Below are 22,121 nucleotides of genomic sequence, written 5' to 3'. Positions count from 1 at the left end.
AGGGCCGACCTGTCCACGGATCGCCGATCCGCCTCTCGGCGGCGTCGGTGCGCCCGGGACGCGAGGGAAGGCCCGGCTTCTCGACTCGGAGGCGCCGGCCCGGACGCGCCGAGGCTCGGCGTCAGCGACGCGCCTGCGGTCCGATGACGGACAGCACCTGCAGCTTCTCGTGGCTCTCAGTGCCGGGGACGGCGGTGTAGACGAGCAGCGAGTGACCCTCGTCGGGGTCGACCAGTCGCTGGCACGTCAGCTCCAGGGCGCCGACCTCCGGGTGGATGAAGTGCTTGACGTGGTGGGGGCGGATCCCGACCTCGTGCTGCTCCCACACGAGCCGGAACTCCTCGCTGCGGGCGAGGAGCAGGTCGGCGAGGTGCGCGGCTCGGGAGTCCGGGCCGCGGAGGGTGGCGATCTCGCGCAGCCCCGAGGCGTACATGCGGGTGAGGAACGGATGCTCCTCGGGCGCGTAGAGCCGCCGGGCGGCCGGATCGGTGAACCACCGGTACCCCGCGCTGCGGGCGGGCCCGGTGTACCGCGTCGTGTCGCCGGTGAGCGCGACGCCCATCGGGGTCTGCCGCAAGGTCTCGCCCAGCTCGGTGACGATCTCCGCGGGGGTGTCGGTCAGGCGATCGAGGATGCGCAGCAGGCCCGGACTGATGTGCGCACTGAACGCTCCCCTGGGCGGCGGGTTGTGCCCGGCAAGGCGGAACAGGTGGTCTCGCTCGTCGAGCGACAGGTGCAGCCCCTGCGCGATCGACGTGAGCATCTGGCTCGACGGCTGCGGCCCGCGCTCCCGCTCGAGCCGGGAGTAGTAGTCGGTCGACATGAGGCACAGCGCCGCGACCTCCTCGCGCCGCAACCCGTCGGTCCTGCGACGAGGACCGCGGGGAAGACCGACATCCTCGGGTTGCAGAGCCCCCCGGCGACTCCGCAGAAACTCCGCGAGCCCGGTGCGATCGATCATGGATTTCCCCTCATCTCGCGGTGACAGTCGGTTTCTACCGCCTGCGGTCAGAGGCATCCATGGGCCACCGATCCCCCCCATACCGGCGCTCAGCCTCCTTCGAGTTCCCGGCGCACGGTAGCGGCGATGCGGGTGAGTGCGGCCCCGAGGTGGCGGCGCTGAGCGGCGCTGAGCGGGTCGAACACGAGCCGCTTCACCTGTGCGACGTGTTCCGGCGCGCTCTCGACGAGCTTCTGCCGGCCGGCGTCGGCCAGGGTGGCGAGGGTGTATCGACCGTCGCTCGGGTCGGGTCGGCGGGCGACCCAGCCGCGGGCTTCGAAGCGATCCATCACCTTCGACAGGCGGGGCTGGGTGCTGTCGCAGACCCGGGCCAGCTCGCTGAGCCGCATCGTGGCCTCGTCGGCCATGGACAACCGGGCCAGAACCCCGTACTCGAAGTTGGAGATGCCCGCCTCTCGCTGCAGCTGGCGGTCGAGGGCCGCCGGGAGTGCGATGACGACTGTGAGGAGCGCCTGCCACAGGTCCTGCTGGTCGTCGTCGAGCCAGGCCGACTGGGTGTTCATGAGCCCCATCATACTTGCCCAGGCAACTCGTATCACTTGCCTGGGCAAGTCATGATGGACTACCTTTCACTTGCCTCGGAAAGTGAAAAAACTTGCCGAGGCAAGTGAAGGAGCTGATTTCGATGACCACCAGGAGCAGCCTGGCCTCCCCGAACGGCCTGACGTCCCCCTTCCCGTCGTCCCCACCGGCCGCGGCGTACGACGACCTCCTCGCCCGGGTCCTGCCACAGGCGCGCGAGCAGCGGGTGTGGAACCCCTCCGACGGTCCCCTGCCCAGCCTCTTCGTCAGCCACGGGGCCCCGTTCACCCTCGACGACCCGCAGTGGCTCGGCGACCTGTTCGACTGGGCCCGGTCGATGCCCAAACCCCGGGCCATCGTCGTCATCTCGGCTCACTGGGAACGGGCGCCGGTCGCGATATCCGGAGCCGCGGCCGGCACCCCGCTCTTCTACGACTTCAGCGGCTTCCACCCCCGCTACAAGACCCTTCCCTACGCGACCCCGGACGCCACCGACCTGGCCCGGCGGCTCACCGGCCTGCTGGGCCCGACGCCGGTGCACGAGTTCGCCGGCCGCGGCCTCGACCACGGCGCCTTCATCCCGCTCATGGCCATGTACCCCGCGGCCGATGTCCCGGTCGTGCAGCTGTCGATGCCCAGCCTCGACCCCGGCGCTCTGCTCGAGCTCGGGGTACGCCTGCGGCCGCTGCGCGAAGAGGGCATCCTCGTTCTCGGCTCGGGCTTCATGACGCACAGCTTCGCCGTCTTCCGCCGGCCGGAACTCGCCGCCGACACCAGGGCCTTCGACGAATGGGCCGTTGACGCCCTGGCCCGGGGCGACGCCGACGCCCTCGCCGACTACCGGCACAAGGCGCCCAGTGCCGCGGTCGCCCATCCGACGGCCGACCACTTCGTCCCGCTGCTGCTCACCGTCGGCGCCGCCGATGACCCCGGCAGCGCCGTGAGCGCCATCGACCGCATGGTGATGGGCAACTCCACCCGGTCGGTGCAGCTCACCTGAGCACCTCGACGTGCCTCACCTTTCTGATCGCCTCATCCCTTGGCGATGACATCACTACACACTGGAGAAAGTGCCATGAAGGCAATGCGTTTCCACGAGTTCGGCAGCAGCGAGGTCCTGCGCTACGAGGACGTCGACCGTCCCGCTCCCGGCACCGGGCAGGTACTGGTGCGGGTTGCGGCCACGTCGTTCAATCCGGTCGATGACCACATCCGCGCCGGTGTCCTGGCCGAGATGATCCCGATCACCCTCCCGTACGTGCCGGGGATCGACCTGGCGGGCACCGTCGCCGAACTCGGCGCGGACGTGAGGGGACTGGAGGTCGGCGACCGGGTCGTGGCGATGCTGCCCCTCGACTCCGCCGGCGGCGCCGCCGAGTACGTGCTCGCCCCGGCCGAGTCCCTGGCCCCGGCGCCCCGGACGACCGAGCTGGTCGACGCCGCGGCGCTGCCGCTGACCGGCCTGGCGGCCTGGCAGACGGCGTTCGAGCTGGCCGAGCTGAAGCCCGGTCAGACCGTTCTGGTCAACGGGGCGGGAGGCGCGGTGGGCGGCCTCGTGGTGCAGCTCGCCGTCGACGCGGGAGCGCACGTGACCGCGGTGGACGCGCCGCAGCACGCCGACCGCCTTCGGGACTACGGCGCGGACCAGGTCGTCGGCCCCCTCGACCTCACCGCGGGCCCGGCCGCCGTGGGCGGTCCGTTCCAGGTCGTGGTGAACCATGTGCGCGTCTCCCCGGAGGAGCTCGCGCAGCTGACGAACTACGTCGCCGATGGCGGGGTCGCCGCCAGCACGGCCGGCTCGATTCCCGAGGACCCCGCCCGGGGGGTGCGCAGCGCGAACCTGTGGGTCCGCAGCGACGGAGCCCAGCTGGCCGAGCTCGTCGCCAAGGTGGATGCCGGCAGGCTCCGGCTCCACGTCGCCGCCCGTCGCCCGATGGCCGAGCTGGCCGCCCTGCATGAGGATGCCGGCGCCGGGCGGCTGACCGGCAAGACGGTCGTGCTCGCTCCCTGATCACACCCTGACCGCACCTGACCGGGCCGCCCACCGTTCGTTCCCGCCGGTGGCCGGCCCGGAAGTTCGACGGCGGCCGCACCCGCGACCCGTCGACACCGGCGAGGCCATGCGGCAGGTCCTACGCTCGGCCCGGCCGGACGGTGACGTCGGCTTCGTCGGCGCCGGCGTTCCTGCGGTCACTCGGCGGTCGTGCAGACCGTGCCGTTCAGGCGGAAGACGCCTGGGGGGATGTTCGGGCCGGTGTAGGCGCCGACGAAGCCGATGCTCACGGTGGCGCCGGCGGCCAGTTGCCCGTTCGTGTCGAGGCTGGTGGCCTTGACGTCCCGGCCGTCCTGGGTCCAGGTGGCGTTCCAGCCGCTGCTCACCTGCTGCCGGCCGGTGGGCCAGGTGAAGGTGAGGGTCCAGCCGTCGAGCGGGTCGGGGCCGTTGTTGGTGACGTCGACGCCGGCGACGTAGCCGCTGGCCCAGTCGTTCTGGTCGGTGAAGCGGACCGTGCACGCGCTGGTCGCCGGGCTGCCGGTGGTGAACGTCAGCGGCGGTGAGGCCCAGGACACCTTCCCGGCGGTGTCGCGGGCCAGCACGTTGACCGTGTACGGGGTGCCGGGGTCGAGGTTGTGGACCGTCAGGGAGGTGCCGGCGGTCTCGCCGAGCTCCTCGCTGGTGGTGCCGTTCTGCCGGTACACCTCGTACTTGGCGATCGGGTGCGTGCCCGCGGTGGCCGCCGGCCAGGAGATCGTCGCGGTCCGGTCGGTGACCGCCGAGGCGGTCGGCAGGCCGGGCGCCGTGGGCGCTCCGGTGGGCTCGCTCGCCGGGTGCAGGACGAGGGTGGTCAGGGAGTACGGCGGCAGGGTCTGGCTCGTCGCGCTGCCGGTCTGGGTCGAGTGCACGGACGTGTCGCCGTTCCCGAACGAGTACACGGTGGGCGTCGCGGCGGCGGGCGTGTAACCGGCGTAGTCGATGCTCACCGGGTGGGCGTTGTCGGGGTCCTTGTTCACCAGCAGCACCGCGAGGTCCCCGTTGGGACGGCGGGCGGCGTGCGCGGTGACCAGGGCCTGGTCGGTGCCGACCCGGACGAACTGGTCGCCGGGGCGGGCGAACTGGTTCATCATGGCCAGGCCGTAATACGGCGCGAAGGGCGTGTCGAGCGGCGGTTCACAGGTCGTGCCGTCGGAGGTGCAGGTGCCGCTGGACAGCATGCCGAAGTCGCCGTAGTCCGTCTGGCCGGCCACCGTCGAGATCGTGCCGATGCCGTTGTGGACGTCCCACCAGTCGACGGTGAAGACGCCGTTCGCGAGCAGTCCGCTGTACGCGTCGGCGAGGAAGAGCGCGCCGGGCTGGGTGTCCTCGCCCACGCCCACGTTCGTCTCGGTGAGGCTGATGCCGATGCGGTCGGCGCCGGCCCCGGCGTACCGGGCGATCTGCCGCCGCAGCAGGTAGACGGCGTCGTCGATCTGCTCCGGTTTGGCCAGGGCCTCGCCGGCCGTGGTGCCGCCCGGGTACCAGTGCACGTCCACGAAGTCGATCTTCGACCCGGCGATGGACAGCAGGGTCTGGTTCCAGTTGGCCGCGTCGCCGTCGCCGACCACCGCGTCCGGCCAGTTCGCCGGCATGGTGAGCACCGCCCCGACCTTGATCGTCGGGTCGACCGCCTTCATCGCGTCGGCGTACGCGACGACGCCCTTGGCGTACGCGGCCGGGCTCTTGTCGGCGTGGTCGTCGGCCTCCCAGCCGGACCCGTAGTGGCCGTTGCCGTAGTTCTCGTTGCCGACCGTCCAGTACTTCGCGCCGTACCCCTTGGTCACGTTGGCGTACCGGACCCAGTCGGCCGCCTCCTCGGGCGTCCCGGTGCCGTAGTTGGCGATGATCATCGGCTGGGCGCCGATCCGCCGTACGGAGGCCATGAAGGTGTCGAAGTCGGTGTTCGGGGCGACGTACCCGCCGGGAGCGGTGTTGGTCTTCCAGTGGTAGATGTCGCCGTACGAGCCGCCCGGATACCGGATCATCCGCACGCCGGCCGCTCCCAGCCGGTCGGACACGGCGGTCGTGCCGAGTTCGGCGTCCCAGATGGCGTCGTTCACGCCGAGCCCGGTGCCGGGCATGGTCGCCAGCCCCGCGCGGGCGTTCACGGTGACCTGCACGGGCGTGTCGGCCGCGCTCGGGCGGGCCGAGGTGAGTCCGGCCGGTGAGACGGCCGCGACCAGTGCGGTCAGCGCCGCGGCGACGGCGGGACGTAGGCGCATCCTCATCAGGGGTCCAATCACGGGTGATCAAGGTCGCCTCATGCTGAGATCCCGCCCCAGGACTGTCAACGGACCTCGTCGGCACCGGGGAACGGCCCGAACGGGCGCCGTCGAGGAGCCGGGGAATCCGGCCTGGTACGGGGCCGGGAGGCCCACGACGGCTCCCCGCCTCGTACGCCGGGTGCGGCCCGCCGGGCATGAAACTTTCGCGCGGGAGACCAGGTCGGGGGCACCTCCCCGCCCACGGCGTTGACCGTTCCGTCGAACGGTTCTTACCGTTCGACCCGTCCGGAATACCGAACGGATTTCCGTATACCGCACGGCGCTGTCCCACCCAGCCCACCGCATCGTGAGGAGGACCGACGCGGCCATGAAGCTGAGGACGAGAGGTCTGGCGACGGCGCTCGCCGCACTGCTGGCCGCGGCCGGTGGGCTGGCGTCCATGCACAAGGCGTCGGCGGCGTCGCTGGTCGAGGTGACGAACTTCGGCAACAACCCGACGAACCTGCGGATGTATGAGTACGTGCCGAGCTCGGTCGCCGCACACCCGGCGATCCTCGTCGTCTCGCACTACTGCACCGGCTCGGGGCCGGCGATGTACTCGGGTCGCCCGGAGTTCCCCCAGCTCGCGGACAGGTACGGGTTCATCATCGTCTACCCCTCGGCGACCCGCAGCGGCTCCTGCTTCGACGTGTCGACGGCCGGCGCGCTCAAGCACAACGGCACCAGCGACCCGGCGGGCATCATGTCGATGGTCCAGTGGGAGGAACAGCACCGGAACGCCGACGCGAGCCGCGTGTACGCCACGGGCGAGTCCTCCGGCGCGATGATGACCAACGTGCTGCTGGGCGACTACCCCGACGTCTTCAAGGCGGGAGCGGCCTTCGCCGGGGTACCGTTCGGCTGCTTCGCCACCACCGACGGCTCGCTGTGGAACAGCGCCTGCGCGAACGGCCAGATCAGCAAGACGCCGCAGCAGTGGGGCGACCTCGTCCGCGCCGCCTACCCCGGCTACACCGGACCCCGTCCGCGCATGGAGGTCTGGCACGGCACGGCGGACGCCACGCTGAACTACAACAACTTCGGCGAGGAGATCAAGGAGTGGACCAACGTGCTCGGTGTCAGCCAGACGCCGAGCTACACGGACCACCCGCAGTCCTCCTGGACCCGCACCCGGTACGGAGGGACGGGCACCACCGCGCCGGTCGAGGGGATCAGCGTCTCGGGTGCCGGCCACGGCGTGTACCAGACCGGAATGGGCGAGCTGGCCCTGCGCTTCATGGGCCTCATCGGCGACGGCTCGACGCCCACCCCCACTCCGACGCCCACGCCGACGCCGCCGGGCGGGTCGGGCCCGTGCACGGTCAGTGACACGGTGAGCGCCTGGAACACCGGCCTGACCGAGAACATCACCATCAAGAACACCGGCAGCTCGGCGATCAACGGCTGGTCCCTGGCCTTCACCCTGCCCGGCGGCCAGACGATCACGTCCGGCTGGAACGCGACCTTCACCGGTTCGAGCGGCCAGGTCACCGCCGCCAACGTCTCCTACAACGGCTCGCTGGCACCGGGCGCGTCGACCAGCTTCGGTTTCCAGGCCGACCACACCGGGAACGCCGCCGCGCCGTCCGCCTTCACCCTGAACGGAACCGCCTGCACGGTCTCCTGACCCGGAGACCCCGAGAACGGCTGATCCCTGGCGCCCGCCGAGCGGAGAGATAGGGCGGACGCCAGGGATCAGCACTGCCCGCATCGAGCGCCATCCCACGCCGAAAGCGGCCGCGTCCGGCCTCCGCGTACTCCGATGCCGCTGTTGTCGCGTCTCTCGCAGGGGCTCTTCGGAGCAAAGGGTGATTCAGGGAGGCGCGATGCAGGGCTACGCCGTCGTCGACGTGGAGACCACTGGGCTGTACGCCGGCGGCACCGACCGGGTGATCGAGGCGGCCGTCGTCCATGTGGACCCGTTCGGCACGGTCACCGGCGAGTGGGCCACACTCGTCAACCCGCAGCGCGATCTCGGCCCGACCGGTATCCACGGCATTCGCGCGATCGACGTCCGGCAGGCACCGTCTTTCGCAGCGATCGCTCCCACCCTGGCCCGGCTCCTCGCGAGGCGCGTGACGGTCGCGCACAACCTTCCGTTCGACGCCAGGTTCCTGGCCGCCGAGTACGCACGGCTCGGTGTGACGCCGCCGCTGGACCATCGGAGCGGTCTCTGCACCATGCGGATGGCGGCTGAGTTCCTGCCGGGTTCAAAACGGGCGCTGGCCGCCTGTTGCCAGGCGGCCGGTGTCCCCCTGGAGAATCGACACGACGCCTTGAGCGACGCCCGCGCGGCGGCCGGGCTGCTCTCCTGCTACCTGGGCAAGGTGGGCACCCCGCCACCGTGGACCGACCTGCTGTGGCGAGCGCTCGCCATGCCCTGGCCGGCGTTGCCCCCGGTCGACGTCGCCCCGGTCCGCAGAGGCTGCGCCTCCGCCGTTCCGAACGACTTCCTCGCCCGCCTGGCCGAGCGACTCCCGCGGTCCTCCGATGCCGTCGTCGACTCCTACCTCGCCCTCCTGGACGAGGCCCTCCTCGACCGGTACATCAGCGTGACCGAGGCGGAGCGCCTCGTCGCAGTCGCCCATGACCTGGGGATCGATCGGGCCTCGGCGCTGGCCGCGCACCGCCTCTACCTGAGGACGCTGGCCGAGGCCGCCTGGGCGGACGGCGAGCTCACGCCGGAGGAACTGGGGGACATCCGGGAGGTGGCGGCGCTTCTGGGCCTCGATGACTCCGACGTCTCTGACGCGCTGGAGGAGGGACGGACATCACCAGGTGCCCGAGAGGGGACGACCCGATTCCGGCTCCGTCCCGGAGACGTCGTCGTCTTCACCGGCGAGATGTCCGAACCACGCGATGTGTTCGAGCGGCGCGCTGAGGCGGCGGGCCTGGTGATCGGCTCCGGCGTGACGAAGAAGACGGCGCTCGTGGTGGCCGCCGACCCGGAGTCGCTGTCCGGTAAGGCGCGCAAGGCCTCCACGTATGGCATTCCCATCGTCGCCGAGAGCGCCTTCGACACACTACTCGCCGACTTGTTCTGAGCGCTCGGCCGTCTCAGTGGCCCGCCACAGATCCTTGCATCGGCGGTGCTCCGGTGAAGGCCGGGCAGCCTCGGCGGCGAAGTCGACAGTGGGTGGAGGGAACCGTTGCTCGATCAGACAGTGGGCGTGGTTCGAACTCGAGCGCCGCTCGTCATCGGCGCCTCTTACCGTCGGCCATGACTCCGGCGGATCATCCGGAGGAGCGCGACTGTAGCGGCGCCTGCGCTCATCCAGAACAAACGTTCCCTCACCGAAACCGCAGGTTCGACGATGGGTGTCGCGGTGGTGCGTCCCGTGGTCATCGGCGGCTGGGTGCCCTGGTACTCCTCGTCGAGGATCTCGTGAAAGCGTCGCTCACGGCGGCTCGCCGACGTGGAGAGCCGGGTCTCTCGGGCATTGCTCCAGTAAACACGTCCTACGTGCCCCTGGAACATCTCGTTCGCGATGACGCGCAGGCGAGCTTCCGGGAGAGCCCTCGTCTCGAATGACAGTGACCACTCAGCGATGATCATGTTGGTGTAGAGCAGTTGCTTCCGCGTCTTCGGATCGTCGGGCTGTGGCACCGGGCCCCAGCACTCGTCGAGGTCGGGGTCCTCCATCGCCATTTTGAGGAGATCGCCGATGGCCTGGCGGCGGGTCTCTTCCCGGGGCGAGTTTCGTCTCCCGCGCCTGATAGCTCAAGGTCAGGACGATGCCGACGAGCGCCAGCACCGAGATGATGGCGGATGCCGCACCGTATGTCTGGCCGATGAAGCTCAGCCGCTCCCATCTATCCGTGGCACCGTGGAAGGCACCCAGCGCGATCGGGGATATGCCGATCAGGGCGACGGCCGTCAGAGCGATGAGCAGGAGAAGAGTCGTGGTGAGCGCGCCTTTGACGCTTCGGTTACTGAGGCTTCGGCTCATACCTCTTGGTGGATCCGGCTGGTCACGGGGCCGATGGCAGGAGCGTCATGATCTCACGGGTGAAGTAGCGCGCGAACGGCTCCGCCGACTCCCAGAGCGCCGCGATCTCCCGCGTGGCTTCACGCATCACGTGAGGATCGTCGATGCGTCTGGCTCCGCAGGCCCGCCAGTCCTCGTCGTAGCTGACGTGGTAGAGCGCATGCTCGTCGACGACGACCTCGGGGAGAACGGCGTCGTGCTCGAGGGCTTCGATCTGCGTCGCGTCAAGGACGCGAATCAAGGTTCCTTCCTCGGCCAGGATCCTGAACCATTGCATCTCCCACAGCAGGTACGGCGACACCGGCCGCTCGACGACGCGTAGGCGCCGAAGCTCACTGCCCTGCCGGGCGTAGCTCTCCACCTCGGCCCGTGCCTCGGCTCGTTCGCTCTCGAACACGGCGATGACTCGTGCCCAGTCATTCTCGACGAAGGCCCGCCAGCTGGGGTCGTCGTCGGGTTCGTGGAAATACTGGGAGCGCTCGAGCTTCCAGATCGGTTTGGTCAGGTGCTGAGTTTCCTCTCGCCGTAGGGCGTGGTAGGACGCGACGTCCAGCGTCTGTCCCGGAATACTGCGGATGCGGTCAAGCATCCCGAATATCCGGTTTCGCGGCGCTCAGCATGTTGCCGGGGATGACGACCAGGCGTTCGTCGGCGCCGATGCGGACGTCTGCGGGCAACCGGTCGGTGAACGCCGTCGTCATGTCCCGCCCGACGATCGCGATGTCGCCATTGTCCAGCTCCCAGATGTCCGGGCAGTCGTTGGTGGTGCGGCTGTTTCCTAATTCGGCTGCGGTCTTGCCGAGCCGGCGACTGAACCGCGCTTCGCTGTCCGCTTCCCAGGGGCGTGGCACGGCGATCTCCTTTGGCCTGTGGCGGCAACTCGTCAGAACTGTCGCACGCCGTAGGGGGCGACACAACCTCTGTCGAGGTGCGTCACTCCTTCCGTTACCGGCATCTCGACCGGCTCCGGGCCATCGACTTCGTGCCGGTGATCTCTCCCGGGACCGCAACGACGAGGACCGCTACTCCGAGTGGACGGGGGAGAAGCAGCAGAAAAGCCGTATCAAGGCATTCACCCAGCCCTTCCCCGAGGAGATCGATGAGGGTGATCGGCCGATCACCTTCCTCATCGTCAAGTCGATGCTGCTCACCGGCTTCGACGCGCCGATCGAGCAGGTGCTGTACGTCGACCGTTCGCTGAAGGAAGCCGAACTCCTGCAGGCGGTCGCGCGGGTCAACCGGACGGCGGACCGCAAACTGTGCGGCTACGTCGTCGACTACTACGGAGTCGCCAACCACCTCAATCAGGCGCTGCAGGTGTAGTTCGGCGGCGACCTGGCGAGCGTGCTGGGGTGTCCGCGGAGGCGCCGCTACGGACAACAGGAGTGTGTCGAAGCCGACGGAGACGACGCAGGCGTCGAACCGCTTCTCCCAGGAGCGAAGGACCGCCGAGATCTCCTGCGTGTGATCGGTGATGAAGGGAATCGCCGGCACTGCCCGCCTCCCGGGCCGCCTTCGGCCGTCTCGCGGGCGGAAGGGGCCGCGTCCGGCCGCCACTTACTCCGACGCCGCAGGTGCCGCGTCTCCTGCAGGGGCCCTTGGCGCACATCGACGCGCTGAAGCATGCGTGACCCGGACCGTGGTGTGCTGGGGGCGACATTCCTCCGACTACTTGCCTTGCTGGAAAGTAGCGAGTAGTTTCCATGTAGGCAAGTAGTCGAAGGGGGCTGTCATGAACGAACAGAGCGAGCGTCAGGCGGCAGAGGCGCTGGCGATGGTCCGCACGTACCAGGAGCGGACCCGACGGGCGGCCCGCCTTCCGTGGTGGGTCTATGCGGCGATCTTCGTGCTGACCGCCGGGGGAACGGCGGCCAACGACTTCGTCGGTGTCGGCGGCGCCAAGCTGATCGCCCTCGTGGTCCTGGCCGCGCTGGTCGTCGTGCTCGTGACCAGCTTCGCCGGCCGGACGTCGCTGCTGGGTAGGATGCGCGGAGTGGAACGTCGGCAGTCGTTCGACCCGCGGGTCTTCGGAGCAGTTCTCATCGTCGCGGCTCTCGGCACATGGCTGGTCTCCCGTTACGGCACCGATCTCACCGGCCACGTCGCCGGTATGGTCGGCCTGCGCGACTACCCCAACACCGTGGACGGGGTTCTCTACGGCGTCGCCTTCACCGCGCTGTTCGGGCTGAGCCGGCTGCTGACCGCGGTCTCGCAGCGGCGAAGGAACCAATGACATCTCCGCCGGGCGGGGCACCGGGACTGGACCGCCTGCTGTCGGACCCGACACGGCTGGCGATCATGTCGGTGCTCTGCGCGGCGGAATGGTGCGACTTCGCCTTCCTGCGAAGCGAGGTGTCCCTGTCGGACTCCGCACTGTCCAAGCAACTGGCCACCCTGAGGAAGGACGGATACGCCGAGCAGCGCCGGACGTATCTCGGCCGGGTGCCCAAGACCACGGTGCGGGCCACCGACCCGGGACGAACCCGATTCCTCGAGCACGTCGAGGCGCTGCGGCTGATCGTCGAGCGAGCCCAGCGCCCGCAACCCGGCGACAGGGGCTGAACGGCCGGGGCCTGATCATGGTGGGCGGCGTCGCCACTGTGACCTCCGGCGTGACGAAGAAGACGGCGCGCAGCGCTACGCCATGGGCGACATGCCGATGGGTGCTGATCAGTCCCACCAGAAGGACCAGGAGTCCTCGTCGAGGAGGCCGTCGGCGTACATCTCGAGGTCTCCGCAGCCCTGCCAGATGTTGTCGGGGCAGAAGGCGAGATGCTCGGCGGTGACCTGGAGGGCATGCTCGAACGTGCGTGGGGGCGCGGCCACGGACAACTGGAGCGTGTCGAAGCCGACCGACACGACACGGGCGCCGAACCGCTCCTCCCAGGAACGAAGCACCGCCGAGATCTCTTGCGTGTGATTTGTGTGGTTAATCGGCCCGGACCAGCCGCACAACGTGACCGAGTCCGCTCCGCGAGTCGCGGGGACCAGGCCGAGCAGCCAGTGCCGGGAAGCGCCGAGAGACTCCGCGAACGCGGCCGCCGTGTCCGCATCCGGGCCCCCGACCCCCGGCGGTGCCAGCCCGGGCCAGGGGCCGGACGGCTCCTCCTCGGCGCCGTCTTCGGAATCCGGGACCACCGAGTCCCAGAATCGGCGGAGTACGCCCTCCGCGGTCAGCATGTCGATGGCGCCGGCGGGCGTCGGGGGCTTGAGCTCCCCATCGTGCCACGGTCGGCCGGGGTCGCCCCGAAGGGTGTCCAGGAGCAGTGGGTACAGGCCGGTCCGCTCGTGCTGCGCGAACAGCTCGATCCAGCGGGTCCCCGCGTCGGGCAGCGGCTCGTCCGACACCCAGAGCGCCGGGCCGGTCGGCCGGGCAGGCCGTGCGAAGCTTCGCTGAGGCGTCACCAGACGGCCGGGCGGAAGGTATTCGGGGAGGGCTTCGAACGGCGATTCACGGCGCATGCCCGCGAAACTAGCCGCCGGCTACGACGTTCTCCGGCGGGTCACGATCGGCCAGGCTCCTTCGCGCCGGTGACGGTGTCACCGCCAGGCTCGCTCTTCGCCGCCGGCCGGCGGGCATCACGGCCGGCGATTGGGCCGTCGGTCATGCCGGCGATTGAGCCCTGGGTCACTGTCGGGCCGGATCGCGGGGTGGAACGATCATCCGAGTTTCAGCCCCCCATCCCCCTCTTCCAGGGAGAAGACGTGGCGCGTACCCCTGTTCGTGTCGCTTCCGTACTGATCGCGGCCGGTGTCGTGGCGGCGAGCCCGTCGGTCGCCTCCGCCGCTCCGAAGGCTCCCGCCGCCGGATCCCCGCGGGCGGTGGCGCCCGCCGCCGCGCAGGTCACCGAGGGCGGTCATCACTACAAGCTGCTCGCCGAGCCGCCGTCGGACGTCACCGCGGCGGCTCACTACTGGAAGTCCATGTCCATCAAGGGCCAGAAGCAGAAGAAGGGCAACTGGTGCGGCCCGGCCGCCGCCGCCTCGGCGCTGACGTATCAGACGGGCGTCAAGGTCACGTCGAGCACCCAGAGCTATCTGGCGAAGAAGATGGCCACCGACAAGATCGGCTTCACCTCGCCCATCGCGATGGGCCGGGAGATGACCAACTACATCAACAAGGCGTGGCACCGGAAGGGTACGAAGTACAAGGCGTACCGGAGCATCACGAACCCGAACCTGTGGGACGGCGTGCGCGGCGCCTACTACTACGGTGAAGGACCGGTCGTCATCACGGTCTACTCCAGGAAGAGCTGGTACCCGAAGGCGCCGAAGACCATGGCCCACTACGTGGTGATCTACGGCTTCGACGACACCACGAGCTGGGACCAGTCGACCTACCTGATCTGGGACCCCGCGCACGGCAAGCGCACGCTGAAGGCGACCCAGTGGCAGAAGATCGCCTACGCGGGCCGGTTCGTCGTCGCGTGGAGCGGCCTGCCGTTCTGACGCACGGCCCGCGGCGGGGGAGACGGGCTCGGCCGTCTCCCCGCTCGCCCGACCGGCCGGTGCCGGAACCCTCGGCAGGGCGGCGGCGTCGAAGATCGCATCAGGCCGTGAGGGGTGGATGAATGCTGAGACTGGCCGACGAGCTCCTCCTGCTGGCCCTTCGGGAGCAGGACGGTGTCGCGATGATCGGGTCCGCCGAGCTCGACTGCGGCGTGGCGGGTGCGCTGTTGGTGGAGCTCGCGCTGGCCGAACGCGTTCGGCTCACCGACGGGCGCATCGTCGCGGTCGACTCGTCCCCGGTCGACGATCCCGACCTCGACGCGCTCCTGGCGCGGATCGCGGCGGACGGCGAGCCCCGCAAGGCCGAGCACTGGGTGAACAGAAGCCGCCGGGACGAGGTACGGAAACGGCGCCTGGCCAGGCTGGCGGCGATGGGCGTCCTGGAGGAGCGCGAGCGCAAGGTGCTCTTCGTCCGGCACACCAACTATCCGGAGCGGGACCCGGGGCCCGAGCAGGAGCTTCGCGCCCGGCTCGGAGCGGTGCTGGGCGGCGCCCCGGCCGACGTACGGTCCAGCGCCCTGCTCGCGATCGTGCACGCCTGCCGCCTCGACCGCAAGGCGTTCCCGGAGGTCGACGGCAAGGTCCTGCGGACCCGTGTCAAGGAGATCACCGAGGAGCAGTGGGCGGGCCGGGCCGTCGCGAAGGTCATCGCGTCGATCCAGGCCGCCGTCATGGCCGCGACGTCCGCCGTGGTGATCGCGACGAACGCGAGCATCGCTACCGGCGGCTGAGGCGATCTCGGCCCACGTGAGCATCGCGACCGGCGGCTGAGGCGATCTCGGCCCACGTGAGCATCGCGACCGGCGGCTGAGGCGATCGCGACCGGCGCGGGCATCGCGACCGGCGGCTGAGATGATCCGGTCGGCGTCACCGACGCGCCGGCCGGGCGTCCGTCCGGGCGGATGACCGAGGTGATCCGAGTGGCGTCGCCGGCGGCGCCCACCGGGCGTCCATCCGGGGCAGACTCATTCTCATGGGGACGCTCGACGAGCTGCGGGACGCGGAGTGGCGGCGGCTGCTGGCCGCGGCCCGCCGTCGGCTGCTGAGGACCGGAGGAGAGCCGGTCGGAGTCATCGCGCTCACCGATCCCTCCGAGGACGAGCGGCGGATTGTCGCCCGGATCACCGATTCCGCCGCGGACGGGACGCGCGCGCGGCGGCTCACCGTCTCGATGAGCGACCTGGACCGCATGCTGCGCCGGGCGTACGGCATCGGCCTGCTGGCCGTCCTGGCGCGGATGGACGCGCCGCAGCCGCCGGCGGGCATGGCCGCGGCGCTGCAGGCCGCGTTGCGCGGTCGGCACGCGGGCGAGGGATGGTACTCGGCGTGGCTGGGCCAGGTCTCGCGGGACGGGACCGCCGCCCGGCTCGTACGGGAGGGGCGTGGCGAGCTCTTCGCCCAGGCCGGGGCCGTGCTGGACCGGCTGCCCGCCGAGGACGTGCCGCTCCCCGTGCTCGCGGAGTGGGCGACGGGCGACGCGACGGCGCTGTACGCCACTCCGCTGGCCGACCTGGTGCTGCGGGCGCTGCGGCTCTGGCAGGGGGCGTCGCAGCCGTCCGACCGGGCGGCCGAGCGCCGGATCTGGAACGACGCCGGCGTGCTCGTCGACGACCTGACGAGCCAGGTCCTGGTCCTCAACCTGCGCGTGGCCGAGGAGCACGCGGTCGCCCGGTGGCTGGGGGAGGCGGCGGCCGGGGGGCTGCCGTTCCGCGCCACTCTGCAGCAGCTGATGAGCGGTCCGCTGACGCCGCAGGCACGGGAGGTCTTCGTCTGCCAGAGCCCGGCGGTGGTCCGCGCGGCGGCCGCCCGGCTGGGCGCCGGGTGCGCCACGCTGGTGTGCACGGAGGGCCGGGCCTCCGTGGCCTGCCGCCGTCTCCTCACCGCGGCGGTCGTCGCCGGGGCGCGGATCCGGTGGCACAGCGACTTCGACTGGGCGGCCCTGCGCATGACGGCCGCGGCCGTGCACCGGTACGCCGCGCTGCCCTGGCGGATGGGCGCCGAGGACTACCTGGAGGCCGTGCGGACGGCCCGCGACCCGCTGCGCGGCGTCCGCACCGCCACTCCCTGGGACGAACGCCTCGCGATCGAGATGGCCAGGGAGAGGTGCGCCGTCCGCGAGGACCGGCTCGTGCCGGTGCTGCTCGACGACCTGCCGGCCGACACCGCCTGATCCCTGTCCGAATGAGGGGCATTGGGTCCGGGGTCCCGGTTCGGATGGGGACCGCAGGATCTAGTGCGGTTGGCCCGAAACCCCGATTCTGTATCCAGGGTCTCCGGCCACGGCTGGAAGACAGAGGGTCGCGCCGGTCCGGCGGCGCGGCCCTCTTCTCACGCGTCGGCCCTCGTTGGGAGAGCCGTCCCGGGCACACGCGGGGCGGGCCCCCGTCTGAGCGCGTCGGCCCTTGTCGAGGGCGCCGTCCCAGCCCACACCGGGGCGGGCCCCCGTCTGAGCGCGTCGGCCCTTGTCGAGGGCGCCGTCCCAGGCCACGCCGGGCCGGGCCCTCGTCTGAGCGTCAGCCTTCGTCGAAGGAACCGTCCCAGGCCCACGCCAGGGCGCGGGGCAGACCCCAGTGGCCGAGCGGCGTGAGGCGCCGGTGCTCGTCCAGGGCGCCGAGGGCCTCCCAGACGGGAACGATCAGCTCGAATCCCTGCTCCACCGGTTCGCGGTCGTCCGGGTCGTAGGAGCCCTCGATCTCGGGGCAGCCGTCCGCGTACCCGAACAGGTCCGAGGGCCGGGCCGGCGCGCCGACGCCGGCCCTGGCCAGGCCGATCACCGCACCCGCCCAGTCGGCGTGCTGGAGGTTCATCAGCGCGCTCTCCTCGTGGGTGCCGAGCCCTGACTCGCCGTTCATGGCGATCAGCGCCCCGGCGGCCTGGGTCCACAGGACCTCGTCGTCCGCGGGCGGCCCCCCGCGCCAGCCGGCGGCCGTGGCCAGGTGGCGGTAGGGCCAGTCCTTGAGCGCGCCGCGGATGCGTGCGGCGGCCGGGCGGAGGTGCTCGGCGGGAACGGCGGTGGCCACCACCTCGGGCAGTGCCTCCCGTAGGATCTCCACCGCCGCACGGTCGGCCTCCTGCCACTCCCGCAGGAACTCGTCCGCGTCGAATTCGAGGAGGTCGTCGTATCCCTCGACCTCGCTCGTCGGGAGCCGTGTGACGTTGTCGTCCTTGTCGCTCACGACACCGAGGGTATAGGCGTTCGCGAGCGCTGATCGCAGCTTGCGGAAGTCGCCTGCGCCCGGCGCCGGTCCTACGAACCCGGCCGGAGCAGCGGGAAGGTGATGGTCTCGCGGATGTTGCGGCCGGTCAGCGTGATGAGCAGCCGGTCGACGCCCATGCCGAGGCCGCCGGAGGGCGGCATGCCGTACTCGAGGGCGCGCAGGAAGTCCTCGTCCAGGTCCATCGCCTCCGGGTCGCCGCCGGCCGCCAGCAGGGACTGCTCGGTGAGGTTGCGGCGCTGGACGATCGGGTCGATGAGCTCGGAGTACGCCGTGCCGAGCTCCAGGCCGAAGACGATGAGGTCCCATTTCTCGGCGAGCCGCGGGTCGTCCCGGTGCGGGCGGGTGAGCGGCGAGGTGGCCGCCGGGTAGTCGCGGACGAAGGTCGGCGCCTGCAGCGTGTGCTCGACCAGGCACTCGAACAGCTCCTGGACCAGTTTCCCCTGCTCCCACGACGGGTCGTAGGCGAGGCCGACCCGGTCGGCGTGCTTCTGCACGGTGCGCAGCGAGGTGCCCGGAGTGACCTGCTCGCCGAGCGCGTCGGACACCGATCCGTACACCGTGATCTCGCGCCACGGCTCGCCGAAGTCGTACTCCACGCCGTCGCGGACGACGACGGTCGAGCCGTTCGCCGCGAGGGCCGCGTCGGTGACGAGCTCGCGGGTGAGCACGGCCATCGTGTCGTAGTCGCCGTACGGTTCGTACGCCTCCAGCATCGTGAACTCGGGGTTGTGCCGTGGGGACACGCCCTCGTTGCGGAAGTTGCGGTTCAGCTCGAACACCTTGCCGGCGCCGCCGACGAGCAGCCGCTTGAGGTACAGCTCGGGCGCGATCCGCAGGAAGAGGTTCATGTTGTAGGCGTTCATCCTGGTGGTGAACGGCCTGGCCGCCGCGCCGCCGTGCACCGGCTGCAGCATGGGCGTCTCGACCTCCAGGAAGCCCTCCTGCCGCAGGCGGTCGCGCAGGGCCGTGACGACCTCGCCGCGCATCCGCAGCATGCGCCGGCTCTCGTCGTTGACGATCAGGTCGACGTACCGCTGCCGGACCCGGGACTCGTCGGACAGGGCCTTGCCGGGGCCGCTGAAGCCGCTGGGGAGGGGGCGCAGGCACTTGGCGGTGAGGGTCCAGGAGGAGGCCAGCACCGACAGCTCGCCCGTACGGGACGTCACGATCTCGCCGCGCACGCCGACCTGGTCGCCCAGGTCGATCAGCTGCTTCCACGCCCGCAGGGCCTCGGCGTCGACGACGTCCGCGGCGAGCATCACCTGCAGGTCGCCGGTCTCGTCGCGCAGCCGGGCGAAGATCAGCTTTCCGTGCTCGCGGGCGAGCATGACCCGCCCGGCGATCGCGACCTTCTCGCCGGTGCGGGTGTCCGGGGCCAGGCCGCCGAACCGCTCCCGGACCTCGGCGGCGGTCGCCGTACGCTCGAAGCCGAGCGGATAGGGCTCGATGCCGGCCTCGCGCAGCCGGTCGAGCTTGGCGTGGCGCACCCGCTCCTGCTCGGACAGGCGCCGCGCCGGTATCCGGGCGGCGTCCGCGGACTCCTCGATCTCCTTGATCCGTTCGACCAGCGCCGGGGAGGGGGTCGGCGTGTCGAGGCGGGGCCCGAACGGCGTGGGCAGGAAGCCCTCGGCGCGGGCCATGGAGAGGCCGATCCGGATCAGCTCGCGGTTCTGCTCGAAGCACACGAAGCGCGGGGTCCAGACCGGGTTGTACTTGGCGTTCGCCAGGAAGAGCGACTCCAGCTGCCAGAACTTCGAGGCGAAGGAGAGCAGCCGGTACGCCAGCCGGCTGACGGGCCCGGCGCCGATCGCCGACCCGCGTTCGAACACCGACCGCAGCATGGCGAAGTTCAGCGAGACCCGGGTGACGCCGATGACGGCGGCGTTCTCGGCCAGCTTGGCGACCATGAACTCGTTGAGGCCGTTCTCGGCGTCGCGGTCGCGGCGCATCAGGTCCAGGGAGAGGCCGGGGCGGCCCCAGGGCACGAAGCTGAGCAGGCCGCGCCGTCGCCCCACGCCGTCGAACGCCTCGACCATGACGCAGCGCTCGTCCGTCGGATCGCCCAGGCGGCCCAGCGCCATGGAGAACCCGCGCTCGGTGTGGCCGTCGCGCCACCGGTCGGCGTCGGCGATCAGCTCGGCCATCTCCTCCGGGTCGATCGCCCCGTGCCGGCGGATGCGGACGGTGTAGCCGGCCCGTTCCACGCGGCGGACGGCCTGGCGCACCTGCCGCATGTCGCGGCCCTCGAGGTTGAACTCGCGCAGGTCGAGGATCGCCTCGTCACCGAGTTCCAGAGCGTCGAGCCCGCACCGGCCGTACGCGGCGGCGGCGCGCTCGCTGGCGCCGATCACGCCGGGGATCCAGGCGTGCGCGCGGCACTCGGCGAGCCACTCCTTGATGGCGGCGTCCCAGGCCTCCGGGTCGCCGAGCGGGTCGCCGGCGGCGAGGGAGACCGAGCCCTCGACCCGGTAGGAGATGCCGGCCCGGCCGTTCGGGGAGAAGATGATGTCCTTGTCGCGGCGGAGCGCGAAGTAGCCGAGGGAGTCCTGGTCGCCCCACTCGGCGAGCAGGGAGCGGGCGGGCAGCTCCTCGTCGGGCGTGAGGACGGCGTGGCGCTGACCGGGCCGGAACAGCGCCCACACGGTGATGACGAGCAGGCCGCTGCCGAGCACGCCGAGGATGCCGTCGACCCAGCCGGGGACGTCGACGTTGAGCTCGTGGCCGCTGACGCCCGCGCCGAGGAGCGTCTGCAGGCCGGCGTACACCAGGTGCGTCCACTCGGCGCCGCGCGGGTCGCGGTCGGTGAGGAAGACCAGGCTGGTGCCGACCACGCCGCCGACGATCAGCAGCCCGGTGAAGACCAGGAGGGCGAGCCGCCGGTTGGCACGGTCCGGCAGGGCGGAGAACTGCCCGCGCGCGGCGACGAGCACCACCACGATGATGCCGAACGCGGCGGCCGTGGCGAGCTCGCCCCCGCCGCCGGCGGTGCTGGCCAGGGCCCAGACCGCGAAGAACAGCAGGAAGAAGACCACGCTGATGCGCCAGGCGGCCCTCTTGCGCCGTCGGACGCCGACCGACAGCAGGATGAGCAGCAGGCCGTACGGGAGGCTGGAGTACCAGCCGAAGTAGTTGATCGAGCGCAGCACCCAGATGCCGGACAGCCACTGGATCAGGCCGGATGACAACCAGGCCAAAACGGACAAAACACCCGAAACGCGGAGATACCAGAAGAGGGCCGTGGGTACGGCCTCGACGACCCGCTGCCATCCCCGGGCCACCGTGGTCTTCATCGCACCCCCGTCGTCATGCCGCACATTCTTTCTTTGTACCGGGGATTAGGTGAGCGTCAGGCCAAATGAACGCTCCGCCTGTCGGTATCGTGCATGGACTATGCCGGAAAAACCCCTTCTTGCCCAGCGTTACCGCCTGCTCACCGAAGTGGGGCGTGGTGGCATGGGGACGGTCTGGCACGCCCGAGATGAAGCGCTCGGCCGGGACGTCGCCGTCAAAGAGGTGATCCTCCCGCACGGGTTCTCCGACGAGGAGCGGGAGATCCAGCACAAGCGGACCTTCCGTGAGGCGCGCACCGCCGCCCGGCTCAGCCATCCCGGCGTCGTGACCGTCTTCGACGTCGTCGAAGAGGACGGGCGGCCCTGGATCGTCATGGAGCTGATCCGGGCCCGCTCCCTCGAGCAGATGATCAAGCAGGACGGCCCGCTCTCGCCCCGGCGCGCCGCCGAGATCGGGCGGCAGATGCTGAGCGCCCTGATGACCGCCCACGAGGCGGGCATCCTCCACCGCGACGTCAAACCGAGCAACGTCCTGGTCATCGACGGGCGGTCGATCCGGGCCGTGCTGACCGACTTCGGCATCGCCCGGGCGCAGAGCGACGCGACGCTCACCCAGACCGGCATGCTGATCGGCTCTCCGGCCTACATCGCCCCCGAGCGGGCCAAGGGCCGCCAGGCAGTGCCCGCCTCCGACCTGTGGTCGCTCGGCGCGACGCTGTACGCGGCCGTGGAGGGCAAGTCGCCGTTCGAACGGACCGAGGCGATGGCGAGCCTCGTCGCCGTCCTCACCGAGGAACCCCCGCCGGCCCCGCACGCCGGGCCGCTGGCCCCCGTCATCGCCGGTCTGCTCCGCAAGGACCAGGAGACGCGGCTGACCGCCGCCGAGGCCGGGGTCATGCTCGACCGGATCCTCATGGACACGTCCGGCTCGACCCGGGTGATGGAGACGGCCGGCGCTCAGGCCGCGAGCACCCGGACGGATTCCGGCGATCCCGCGGCCATGCCGATCACCGGCCAGGTCATGACCCCGGCGGACCCCGGCGAGACGGCGACCGACGACCCGGCGGCCCGCGACACGCCGGTCGACCGCGCCGGACACGGTGCGGCGGTCGATCATGCCGGACACGGTGCGGCGGTCGCCGGGGACGGACGGCCGGTCTGGCTCTCGGGCCGGCATGGGAATCTGGCGATCGCGGTCGTCCTCGCCATGATCGTCATCGGCCTGATCATCCTTACTCTCGTGCGGTGACTCACGGCAAACGGTGCCGATCCGTCA

Annotated in this window: 21 protein-coding genes and 1 pseudogene; 11 read left to right on the top strand and 11 right to left on the bottom strand. The window is 70.9% G+C overall.

The genetic code is table 11. The annotated features are described in order from the left end of the window. Positions 1–121 precede the first annotated feature (121 nt). Positions 122–961: a helix-turn-helix transcriptional regulator gene (locus tag NDW01_RS25460; RefSeq protein ID WP_252824446.1), complete on the bottom strand. Its 840-nt coding sequence runs from the start codon at positions 959–961 to the stop codon at positions 122–124. A gap of 89 nt (positions 962–1,050) precedes the next feature. Continuing rightward, the gene (locus tag NDW01_RS25455) at positions 1,051–1,524 is read right to left on the bottom strand and encodes a MarR family winged helix-turn-helix transcriptional regulator (RefSeq protein ID WP_252824444.1); all 474 of its coding nucleotides are present in this window, start codon (positions 1,522–1,524) and stop codon (positions 1,051–1,053) included. Positions 1,525–1,646: 122 nt separating this feature from the next. Between NDW01_RS25455 and NDW01_RS25450 the strand changes: the two genes are divergently transcribed. Together NDW01_RS25450 and NDW01_RS25445 are read left to right on the top strand one after the other, a co-directional pair. Beyond that, on the top strand, positions 1,647–2,543 hold the full coding sequence (locus tag NDW01_RS25450; protein WP_252824442.1) for a DODA-type extradiol aromatic ring-opening family dioxygenase: 897 nt from the start codon (positions 1,647–1,649) through the stop codon (positions 2,541–2,543). A gap of 75 nt (positions 2,544–2,618) precedes the next feature. After that, complete coding sequence (locus tag NDW01_RS25445; RefSeq protein ID WP_252824440.1) at positions 2,619–3,554, top strand: NADP-dependent oxidoreductase; 936 nt, start codon at positions 2,619–2,621, stop codon at positions 3,552–3,554. A 179-nt stretch (positions 3,555–3,733) separates the two neighbouring features. Here the strand turns inward: NDW01_RS25445 and NDW01_RS25440 are convergent, their stop codons facing one another. Continuing rightward, positions 3,734–5,797: a cellulose binding domain-containing protein gene (locus NDW01_RS25440; protein ID WP_252824438.1), complete on the bottom strand. Its 2,064-nt coding sequence runs from the start codon at positions 5,795–5,797 to the stop codon at positions 3,734–3,736. Between the two features lie 370 nt (positions 5,798–6,167). Here NDW01_RS25440 and NDW01_RS25435 point away from each other — a divergent pair, with 370 nt between their 5' ends. Both NDW01_RS25435 and NDW01_RS25430 read left to right on the top strand, forming a co-directional pair. Continuing rightward, positions 6,168–7,466, top strand: a complete 1,299-nt coding sequence (locus NDW01_RS25435; RefSeq protein WP_252824436.1) for an extracellular catalytic domain type 1 short-chain-length polyhydroxyalkanoate depolymerase — start codon at positions 6,168–6,170, stop codon at positions 7,464–7,466. 199 nt (positions 7,467–7,665) lie between these two features. Then, positions 7,666–8,883, top strand: coding sequence for an exonuclease domain-containing protein (locus NDW01_RS25430; protein WP_252824433.1), 1,218 nt, complete (start codon positions 7,666–7,668; stop codon positions 8,881–8,883). A 164-nt stretch (positions 8,884–9,047) separates the two neighbouring features. Here the strand turns inward: NDW01_RS25430 and NDW01_RS25425 are convergent, their stop codons facing one another. From NDW01_RS25425 to NDW01_RS25410, 4 genes are read right to left on the bottom strand one after another with little or no spacing between them, the layout of a single operon-like run. Further along, the gene (locus NDW01_RS25425) at positions 9,048–9,488 is read right to left on the bottom strand and encodes a DUF6082 family protein (protein ID WP_252824431.1); all 441 of its coding nucleotides are present in this window, start codon (positions 9,486–9,488) and stop codon (positions 9,048–9,050) included. After that, positions 9,382–9,789, bottom strand: a complete 408-nt coding sequence (locus tag NDW01_RS25420; RefSeq protein WP_252824429.1) for a DUF6082 family protein — start codon at positions 9,787–9,789, stop codon at positions 9,382–9,384. The genes NDW01_RS25425 and NDW01_RS25420 overlap by 107 nt, the downstream gene beginning before the upstream one ends. A gap of 22 nt (positions 9,790–9,811) precedes the next feature. Then, the gene (locus NDW01_RS25415; protein WP_252824413.1) at positions 9,812–10,417 is read right to left on the bottom strand and encodes a DUF6879 family protein; all 606 of its coding nucleotides are present in this window, start codon (positions 10,415–10,417) and stop codon (positions 9,812–9,814) included. Next, entirely contained in the window at positions 10,410–10,679 is a 270-nt protein-coding gene (locus NDW01_RS25410; protein WP_252824410.1) for a hypothetical protein, read from the bottom strand. The genes NDW01_RS25415 and NDW01_RS25410 overlap by 8 nt, the downstream gene beginning before the upstream one ends. Between NDW01_RS25410 and NDW01_RS44435 the strand changes: the two genes are divergently transcribed. Next, positions 10,573–11,151 (top strand): type I restriction enzyme subunit R domain-containing protein, encoded by a 579-nt coding sequence (locus tag NDW01_RS44435; RefSeq protein WP_406567759.1) that lies wholly within the window; start codon positions 10,573–10,575, stop codon positions 11,149–11,151. The two genes, NDW01_RS25410 and NDW01_RS44435, sit on opposite strands and share 107 nt — an antisense overlap. A gap of 9 nt (positions 11,152–11,160) precedes the next feature. On the opposite strand, the pseudogene NDW01_RS43950 reads toward NDW01_RS44435, so the two are convergent. Next, positions 11,161–11,322 (bottom strand): annotated as a pseudogene (locus NDW01_RS43950) (DUF4253 domain-containing protein); the annotation flags it as partial. A gap of 238 nt (positions 11,323–11,560) precedes the next feature. On the opposite strand from NDW01_RS43950, the gene NDW01_RS25395 reads away from it, so the two are divergent. Next, complete coding sequence (locus tag NDW01_RS25395; RefSeq protein WP_252824408.1) at positions 11,561–12,061, top strand: hypothetical protein; 501 nt, start codon at positions 11,561–11,563, stop codon at positions 12,059–12,061. Beyond that, the gene (locus tag NDW01_RS25390; protein ID WP_252824406.1) at positions 12,058–12,390 is read left to right on the top strand and encodes a winged helix-turn-helix domain-containing protein; all 333 of its coding nucleotides are present in this window, start codon (positions 12,058–12,060) and stop codon (positions 12,388–12,390) included. Before NDW01_RS25395 ends, NDW01_RS25390 begins: the two co-directional genes overlap by 4 nt. Positions 12,391–12,498: 108 nt before the next feature. Here the strand turns inward: NDW01_RS25390 and NDW01_RS25385 are convergent, their stop codons facing one another. Next, complete coding sequence (locus NDW01_RS25385) at positions 12,499–13,290, bottom strand: DUF4253 domain-containing protein (RefSeq protein WP_252824403.1); 792 nt, start codon at positions 13,288–13,290, stop codon at positions 12,499–12,501. Between the two features lie 243 nt (positions 13,291–13,533). Here NDW01_RS25385 and NDW01_RS25380 point away from each other — a divergent pair, with 243 nt between their 5' ends. The 3 genes from NDW01_RS25380 to NDW01_RS25370 all read left to right on the top strand — a co-directional run bounded on the left by NDW01_RS25380 (position 13,534) and on the right by NDW01_RS25370 (position 16,507). Further along, positions 13,534–14,277: a C39 family peptidase gene (locus NDW01_RS25380; protein WP_252824401.1), complete on the top strand. Its 744-nt coding sequence runs from the start codon at positions 13,534–13,536 to the stop codon at positions 14,275–14,277. A gap of 122 nt (positions 14,278–14,399) precedes the next feature. Beyond that, complete coding sequence (locus NDW01_RS25375) at positions 14,400–15,068, top strand: GOLPH3/VPS74 family protein (protein ID WP_252824399.1); 669 nt, start codon at positions 14,400–14,402, stop codon at positions 15,066–15,068. A gap of 242 nt (positions 15,069–15,310) precedes the next feature. Further along, a complete protein-coding gene (locus NDW01_RS25370) occupies positions 15,311–16,507 on the top strand; it encodes a TIGR02679 family protein (RefSeq protein ID WP_252824397.1) in 1,197 nt (398 codons plus the stop codon). A gap of 343 nt (positions 16,508–16,850) precedes the next feature. Here NDW01_RS25370 and NDW01_RS25365 read toward each other — a convergent pair whose 3' ends face one another. Both NDW01_RS25365 and lysX read right to left on the bottom strand, forming a co-directional pair. Next, the gene (locus tag NDW01_RS25365) at positions 16,851–17,513 is read right to left on the bottom strand and encodes a hypothetical protein (RefSeq protein ID WP_252824395.1); all 663 of its coding nucleotides are present in this window, start codon (positions 17,511–17,513) and stop codon (positions 16,851–16,853) included. A gap of 71 nt (positions 17,514–17,584) precedes the next feature. Further along, on the bottom strand, positions 17,585–20,845 hold the full coding sequence (gene lysX / locus NDW01_RS25360) for a bifunctional lysylphosphatidylglycerol synthetase/lysine--tRNA ligase LysX (protein ID WP_252824393.1): 3,261 nt from the start codon (positions 20,843–20,845) through the stop codon (positions 17,585–17,587). Between the two features lie 100 nt (positions 20,846–20,945). On the opposite strand from lysX, the gene NDW01_RS25355 reads away from it, so the two are divergent. Further along, on the top strand, positions 20,946–22,094 hold the full coding sequence (locus NDW01_RS25355) for a serine/threonine-protein kinase (protein ID WP_252824391.1): 1,149 nt from the start codon (positions 20,946–20,948) through the stop codon (positions 22,092–22,094). Positions 22,095–22,121 lie beyond the last annotated feature (27 nt).

The sequence above is a fragment of the Actinoallomurus soli genome, from assembly GCF_024055715.1.
Taxonomy (GTDB): domain Bacteria; phylum Actinomycetota; class Actinomycetes; order Streptosporangiales; family Streptosporangiaceae; genus Actinoallomurus; species Actinoallomurus soli.
The sequence above is the reverse complement of the archived record's forward strand: the minus strand, read 5'-3'. Positions and strand labels throughout refer to the sequence as shown.